This window comes from Microcystis sp. M53598_WE2 (assembly GCF_030067735.1).
In the GTDB taxonomy this organism is placed as follows: domain Bacteria; phylum Cyanobacteriota; class Cyanobacteriia; order Cyanobacteriales; family Microcystaceae; genus Microcystis; species Microcystis aeruginosa.
This window is the reverse complement of the sequence record NZ_JASJFE010000314.1, coordinates 1-6,845: the sequence shown is the minus strand read 5'-3', so window position 1 is coordinate 6,845 and position 6,845 is coordinate 1. Positions and strand designations below refer to the sequence as shown.

Below are 6,845 nucleotides of genomic sequence, written 5' to 3'. Positions count from 1 at the left end.
CTATTTAGCAGCAACTAAAAAAGGTAAAAGTATCAATGCTTGGATGGATGAGGTTCTTTCTCAGAAAGCCCAAGAACTTGTCGGCTAAAAATATTATAGATGACAATTTTTGAGAGTTAAAAGGAGAGATTTATATTACCTCGTTCCCCATCTCTTTTGCCAAAAATAATTTCCCCTACATAGCTTTATTTTCTCTCCAGTTAATTTTCGGTGACTTCTATCAGATTACAACATCTGCTCGAAAACTTGACAGATGCGGGGTTGAAAGCGCTGACGGTGTTTTATTTTTAAAAAAGGGCGCATAAATTCGAGATAGCGAGGGGATAAACCAGAAGTATCGATGACTCGAATCGATCGCAATGTGCCTAATTGTAATTCCTTTTGAACCATCAATTCAGAAATACCGGCAGCTGCCGAACTATTCTCGATGATTGCCTTCACCATTTCTCCGGTATTTAACAGCAAAGTCACCTTTAATGTGCGTAAATCGATACCCCAATTCCGTAGCGCTTCCTCGAATCTTTGTTGAGTTCCCGATCCCGATTCTCGCATTACCCAAGGGGTTTCCACTAATTCGGGTAATTCGATCGCTTCTCTTTTATACCAGGGATGAGAACGTCCGACAATAATTAATAAGCGATCGCTGCCGACGATCTCCTGTTCTAAACAATTTGTTAAATCACTTTTGACTTCTCCCTCGATTAATGCTAGGTCAAAACGTCCGTTAGCCGTACCCAGACAGATTTCTTCCGTATTAGCTAGGGTGCAGTTGATCTTAATTGCCGGATAGCGCTCCTGAAAATCGCTAATTTTTGCCGGCAGCCAATAGTTACCAATAGTCAAACTCGACCCTAATTGTAGTTCTCCCCGTTGCAAGTCGTTAAATTCCGCCAGTCCCCTTTCTGTCAAAGTTACCTGGGTGAGAATGCGTTGCGCTTCTAATTGCAGTAAACGTCCTGTTTCCGTGATCTCGATATGACGACCGACGCGATGGAATAATTTCACCCCGTATTCATTTTCTAGGGAGGCAATGGCGGCACTGACAGCCGGTTGGGTGATATATAAAGCTTCTGCTGCTTTGGTGAAGTGGAGATGTTCCGCAGTCGCTAGAAAGATTTCCAGTTGATCTAGGGTCATTCTGGCCATGGCAAGGGGTTTTCCTCTTTATTCGTCTTTCCATCATTTTAATTTATTAAATCAACAAGAAAGAATATTTGATTTTATTAATAGCTCTTTCTAGAGTGGAAGTAGGGCGATCGAGATCAGAAGACCCGATTAAGAAAAAAATCCTATGACTACCATGATTACTGCCATATCCACAGCAATAGCGGCCTTTATTGCCACCAATCTCGATGACATCCTGATTTTGACGATTCTTTTTACCCAAGTCAATAAACTTTTTCGCCGTCGTCATATCGTTATCGGTCAGTATTTAGGCTTTATCCTGCTGATTTTGGCGAGTTTAACCGGCTTTTTCGGGAGTTTCTTAATTCCGGCTCAGTGGATTCGTTTTCTCGGTCTGTTACCCGTGATTTTCGGGATTCGGAGTCTCTGGCAGCGAGAGGAAACCGAGACGGATAATCCTCTGGAGATGGCTGTAGAATCAGCACCGTCTTCTCCTTTGCTGGCCTGGTTTTCCCCTCAAACCTGCGCTGTGGCGGCAATTACCATCGCCAATGGCAGCGATAATATCGGCATTTATCTGCCGCTGTTTGCTAGTAATACCTGGCCAAATTTAGTTACTATCGTCAGCGTTTTTCTGATCTTGGTGGGTGTTTGGTGTTTTACTGCTCATCAGTTAACCCAATTACCAGCGATCGCTAATTTAATTACCAGTCACGGTAGCCACTTTGTCCCCTGTGTGTTGATCGGTTTGGGTGTGTTTATGATCAAGGAAAGTCTTCCCCTGGCTGTCTTGGCCCTATCCTTAAGCTATGGATGGACGCTTTTCCAGCAGCAAGCAGAATCTATTTAGGGTTTGCGGCAAAAGGTTTTTCCTGGGGGCAGGGTGTAGGGTGTAGGGTGTAGGGTGTAGGGTGCAGGGTTTTACCCATTTTCAGGTAAAAAGTCCAGGAATTTTCCCCCCGATCCCTCCAATGTCCGGTACTTTTGGATTTCAAAAAGGTCTAAAAGTCTTATCGAACAATGTTTTTAGATTTATTCAGCAAACCCTAAATAGTTCCCGATTCAGTTATAATTAGGATCCCTTGTGCTATTTAAAGCCCAAGCTCTGGTTAGATTCTTAAGAGTCATTCTTGAGGCGGATTGCCTGCAAGAAAGCCGGATGCGGCAGTTCATCCCCTAGGCCCTGCCTAGGAACTAAATTGGGAGGCATCTCCTTTATTTAGAAACTGTACATCACATAGGAGGAAAAACCTACGGAAATTCCGAGGCCCAAACAACGTACATGACCACCCAAAAAACCGCAAACAAAAACATAGGCTTTACCCATGAAGATTTTGCCGCCCTTCTAGACAAATACGATTATCATTTCAGTCCGGGAGATGTTGTCGCCGGGACTGTTTTCAGCATGGAACCCCGGGGAGCGCTCATCGATATCGGTGCTAAAACCGCCGCTTTTATCCCCGTGCAGGAGATGTCGATCAACCGCGTCGATAATCCCGAAGAAGTTTTACAACCTAACGAAACCAGGGAATTTTTCATCCTTACCGACGAGAATGAAGATGGACAGCTAACCCTGTCGATCCGTCGCATTGAATATATGCGCGCTTGGGAACGGGTGCGTCAATTGCAAAAAGAAGATGCTACCGTGCGATCCAATGTTTTTGCCACTAACCGTGGTGGGGCATTAGTCAGGATTGAAGGTCTCCGCGGCTTTATCCCCGGTTCTCACATTAGCACCAGAGAGGCGAAAGAGGATTTAGTTGGTCAGGAATTGCCCTTAAAGTTTTTAGAAGTGGATGAGGATCGCAACCGTCTGGTTTTAAGTCATCGTCGCGCTTTAGTGGAACGCAAGATGAACGGTTTAGCCGTGGGACAGGTGGTAATCGGTTCCGTGCGCGGAATCAAGCCCTACGGTGCTTTCATCGATATCGGTGGAGTCAGTGGTTTACTGCATATTTCCGAAATCTCTCACGATCACATTGACACCCCCCACACGGTTTTCAATGTCAATGATGAGTTGAAAGTGATGATTATCGATCTCGATGCCGAAAGAGGTCGCATTTCCCTCTCGACTAAACAATTAGAACCCGAACCGGGGGATATGCTGAAAAATCGCCCGTTAGTGTTTGAAAAAGCGGAAGAAATGGCGATTAAATACCGAGAAAAACGTCTAGCGGAAGCGGAAGGCCGCACTGTCTCGGAAGTAGTCGCAGAAATCGAAGGTCCTCCCGCCTTGGAGGAGGAAGATTTAGTTCTCGCTGCCACCGAGGAGTAGGTCAGTTATCTGTTATCAGTTATCAGTTATCAGTTATCAGATTTGAGTTTTAAGTGTACAGTATTAAATAGGGTCTGCTGAATAAATCTAAAAACCTTGTTGGATAAGACTTTTAGACTTTTTGTCAATCAAAAAGTCCCCGGCATGGGAGTGATCGGGGGTAAAATTCCGGGACTTTTTCCCTGAAAATTAGGTAATTTACCCGATGAAAATCGGTAAAACCCCACACCCCACCTGCCCCCCCGATGTCGGGGGGGTTGGGGGGGTTACACCCTGCCCCTAGGAAAAACTTTTTCAGCAGACCCTAACTAGGAGAATTTTTATGCCAAGTAAAATAAAAACTTGCCCCTTCACCTGATCGGGATTCTATGCAAATTCTCTCTCCTTGATTATCAAGAATTTTTTTGACAATTGATAGACCTATGCCTGTATTTTCGGTTTGATCTCACTCAAAAATTTTTCCTTGATATTCGGTGGCGATACTTGGTCTATTAACTGACAACTGATAACTGCTATAAACCACCCCAAGCTAATCGGGCTGCCCAAAAGGGAATTAACAAAAATAAAGCGATCAAATCAGCCCATCTTAACTTTAATTCGTGCCAGCGTACTTGATGCTGATTGGGACTGGTAAAACCGCGAACCTCCATAGCGATCGCTATTTGTTCGGCGCGCAAAAGCAAATTATCTAGTAATTTTTCCACTACTGTTAACCAGACGTTTAAACTCTTTTTAATCCCTAATTTTTGCCAATCGATCGCCCTAGTTCTCACTGCCCTAGCCAGATTTTGCACTTCTTCTAAAACCAGAGGAATAAAGCGCAAAGAGAGGGTCAAAGTCAGAGAAATTTCCGTCACCGGCACATTAAATCGCCGTAAAGGACTCATTAAATTCTCTAAACCTTCGGTAATTTCTTCCGGGGCCGTCGTCAATAAAAAGAGATTAGTGCTATAAATTAAAGTAAAAACTAAGGTACTAATTCTCACTGCTAATTCCAAAGAACGTCGGGTAACAAATAAACGACCTCTATCCCATAAAACATACTGATAATCACTTGCTGGCGGTAAATTCAGCCCTTCATCCGGTAAACGCGGCTGAATACTCACCCCTAAACCATCGGGAGTGATAGCAGTAATCAGAAAGACGATAATCGCTAAAAATATCAGCCAGCCCATCTGTTGCCGCCAGACGCGGGGGGGAATAGGCGCAAGCAGGGTTAAAAACATTAACAATCCCACCAAAGCTAAACGCCACCAAGGATTAGCTAATAAAGGTGCTGCTAAAAAAGCCATTAACCAGATAAATTTTACCCGCGCATCTAGTTGATGTAGTCGGGTAATCGGTTGATCGAGATAAAGACCGATGGGCAAACTTCGCAATAAATCCATAAATTAGACCTTGGTGGCTCTATTAACCGTTTTTTCCACTTCTCGCGCCGGTTTGCCGCGCCAGATTAAGCGGATCGGGGTTCCTTTAAAGCCTAACTGTTGCCGGAATTGCCCTTCGATGTAACGGCGATAGTTATCATTAAAGCGCTGGGGATCGTTAACGAAAAGGGCGATCGTGGGGGGTTGACTCGATACTTGCGTGCCATAGTATAGTTTCCCCTGTTTTCCGCCTCTGGTGGTGGGGGGATTGTGCCACTTCACCGCCTCTTCGATCACATCGTTGATTACCGAGGTACTGACGCGACGACGGTGAGATTCGGCGGCAATATCGACTAATTCGAGGATTTTGGTGACTCTTTGCCCCGTCATGGCGCTGACAAAGATCATTTCTGCCCAATCCATAAAATACAGCCGATCTTGGAGCATTTTGGTATAAGTATTGATGGTGTAGGTGTCTTTCTCCACCGCATCCCATTTATTGACCACTAGCACCACCGCGCGCCCTTCTTCAATAATTCGTCCCGCCAATTTTAAATCCTGTTCGGTGACACCATCTAGCACATCGATGACGAATAGTACCACGTCAGACCGGCGAATGGCCTTAAAAGCACGGTTAATACTGAAAAATTCGGCTCCATAGTCCACATTCTTCTTACGGCGAATGCCAGCGGTGTCAATTAACCGATAAACCTGTCCTTCTCGTTCAATTAAAGTATCGATCGAGTCTCTGGTGGTTCCCGAAATCGGACTAACGATCGCCCGTTGTTGTCCGGTTAAAGCATTGAGGAGACTGGATTTACCCACGTTAGGACGACCGATAATTGCCACTTTAATTTCTTCATTTTCGGGAATTGCCGCCGCGGGTGGCAAATATTTAATCACCGCATCGAGTAGTTCTCCTGTACCAGAACCGTGAATGGCCGAGATGGGGAAGGGTTCACCGATGGCTAATTCCCAGAATTCCGTCGCTTGCAGGATACCCTGTTCCACCGATTCACATTTATTGACTGCCAAAAGTATCGGTACATTTTGCTGTCGTAACCAAGCGGCAATTTCTCGATCGCCGGCGGTAATTCCCCCTTGCCCATCGACGACAAAAATCGCCACACTTGCCTCTGCTAGGGCGATTAAAGCCTGTTCGCGGATTAAAGGGAGAAATTCGCTGTCATCGTTAAAAACTAGCCCCCCTGTATCGACAATTTGAAAATCTCGATCGCACCAGAAAGCTGGTTGATAGGTGCGATCTCTGGTAATCCCGGGTTGATCGAAAACGATCGCCTGTTGATCTCCAGCGATACGATTGACGAGGGTGGATTTGCCCACATTGGGACGACCGATAATAGCGACGACAGGCAGTTTCATAAGAGGAGGAGGGGACGGAAATTAAAGACCCAATATTCTATCATAGCGATTTGCGATCGACCTTGGTTGATTTATCTGTTTCTGTTCGGCACTGAGACATTGAATACTTTAGTCTGTAGAACTTTGGTATACAAAAGACTAGAATTCAGGTTATGCAATCTGGTCAACTAGAGCAAATTTTAGGACGAGAGCTACAGCGTTATCGCCAAGAAAAAGGGTGGTCGCAAGAGTATTTGGCGGAAGTAACAGGTCTGCATAGAACTTACATCAGTCAACTAGAGCGAGGATTAAAAAGTCCATCGGTGAGAGTGCTTAGTCATATTACTAATGCTTTAGGTCTGAGGATGAGTGAATTTTTGTATTCCGTAGAGGAATCCCTAAGTGTTAACGAACGACGAGACTAAAAGACTAAAGCAGGCCATTCTAGCCGCAATTGCCTCACCATTGATTGGCTCGATCGAGGATTATAGCTGGGAAGCAATTTTTCATTATATCAAGAATATTCCTTTATCCGATCCTGCCCTAGGCAGAAGCAAACTACTCTACGATGCAGTGGACAGTAAAACTGCCAGTGGTTGGTCGCTAAAATCTCTACAACTGAATAGTTTAACTAGGGCTGGCTGAATAAATCTAAAAACCTTGTTGGATAAGGCTTTTAGACTTTTTTTCCCTCAAAAAGTGCCTACCATTGGAGT

7 protein-coding genes and 1 pseudogene are annotated in these 6,845 nt (G+C 44.8%); 4 read left to right on the top strand and 4 right to left on the bottom strand.

The window, feature by feature from the left end; all coding sequences use genetic code 11:
* Window positions 1-225 precede the first annotated feature (225 nt).
* The gene (locus PX636_RS06860; RefSeq protein WP_002787117.1) at window positions 226-1,146 is read right to left on the bottom strand and encodes a LysR substrate-binding domain-containing protein; all 921 of its coding nucleotides are present in this window, start codon (window positions 1,144-1,146) and stop codon (window positions 226-228) included.
* A gap of 145 nt (window positions 1,147-1,291) precedes the next feature.
* Between PX636_RS06860 and PX636_RS06855 the strand changes: the two genes are divergently transcribed.
* Both PX636_RS06855 and PX636_RS06850 read left to right on the top strand, forming a co-directional pair.
* Window positions 1,292-1,975: a cadmium resistance transporter gene (locus tag PX636_RS06855; RefSeq protein WP_002795970.1), complete on the top strand. Its 684-nt coding sequence runs from the start codon at window positions 1,292-1,294 to the stop codon at window positions 1,973-1,975.
* Window positions 1,976-2,407: 432 nt separating this feature from the next.
* Window positions 2,408-3,400 carry a 30S ribosomal protein S1 gene (locus PX636_RS06850; protein WP_004162767.1) on the top strand — a complete coding sequence of 331 codons (993 nt, stop codon included), beginning with the start codon at window positions 2,408-2,410 and terminating at the stop codon, window positions 3,398-3,400.
* 304 nt (window positions 3,401-3,704) lie between these two features.
* Here the strand turns inward: PX636_RS06850 and PX636_RS22610 are convergent.
* From PX636_RS22610 to der, 3 genes and pseudogenes are all read right to left on the bottom strand, one after another.
* Window positions 3,705-3,830, bottom strand: a pseudogene (locus tag PX636_RS22610) (hypothetical protein); the annotation flags it as partial.
* Between the two features lie 82 nt (window positions 3,831-3,912).
* A complete protein-coding gene (locus PX636_RS06845; RefSeq protein ID WP_288116571.1) occupies window positions 3,913-4,788 on the bottom strand; it encodes an energy-coupling factor transporter transmembrane component T family protein in 876 nt (291 codons plus the stop codon).
* A gap of 3 nt (window positions 4,789-4,791) precedes the next feature.
* The gene (der, locus tag PX636_RS06840; protein ID WP_147070866.1) at window positions 4,792-6,150 is read right to left on the bottom strand and encodes a ribosome biogenesis GTPase Der; all 1,359 of its coding nucleotides are present in this window, start codon (window positions 6,148-6,150) and stop codon (window positions 4,792-4,794) included.
* A gap of 152 nt (window positions 6,151-6,302) precedes the next feature.
* On the opposite strand from der, the gene PX636_RS06835 reads away from it, so the two are divergent.
* On the top strand, window positions 6,303-6,554 hold the full coding sequence (locus tag PX636_RS06835) for a helix-turn-helix domain-containing protein (RefSeq protein WP_002761350.1): 252 nt from the start codon (window positions 6,303-6,305) through the stop codon (window positions 6,552-6,554).
* Window positions 6,532-6,774 carry a hypothetical protein gene (locus PX636_RS06830; protein ID WP_002797484.1) on the top strand — a complete coding sequence of 81 codons (243 nt, stop codon included), beginning with the start codon at window positions 6,532-6,534 and terminating at the stop codon, window positions 6,772-6,774. Before PX636_RS06835 ends, PX636_RS06830 begins: the two co-directional genes overlap by 23 nt.
* The last annotated feature ends 71 nt before the right edge of the window (window positions 6,775-6,845 follow it).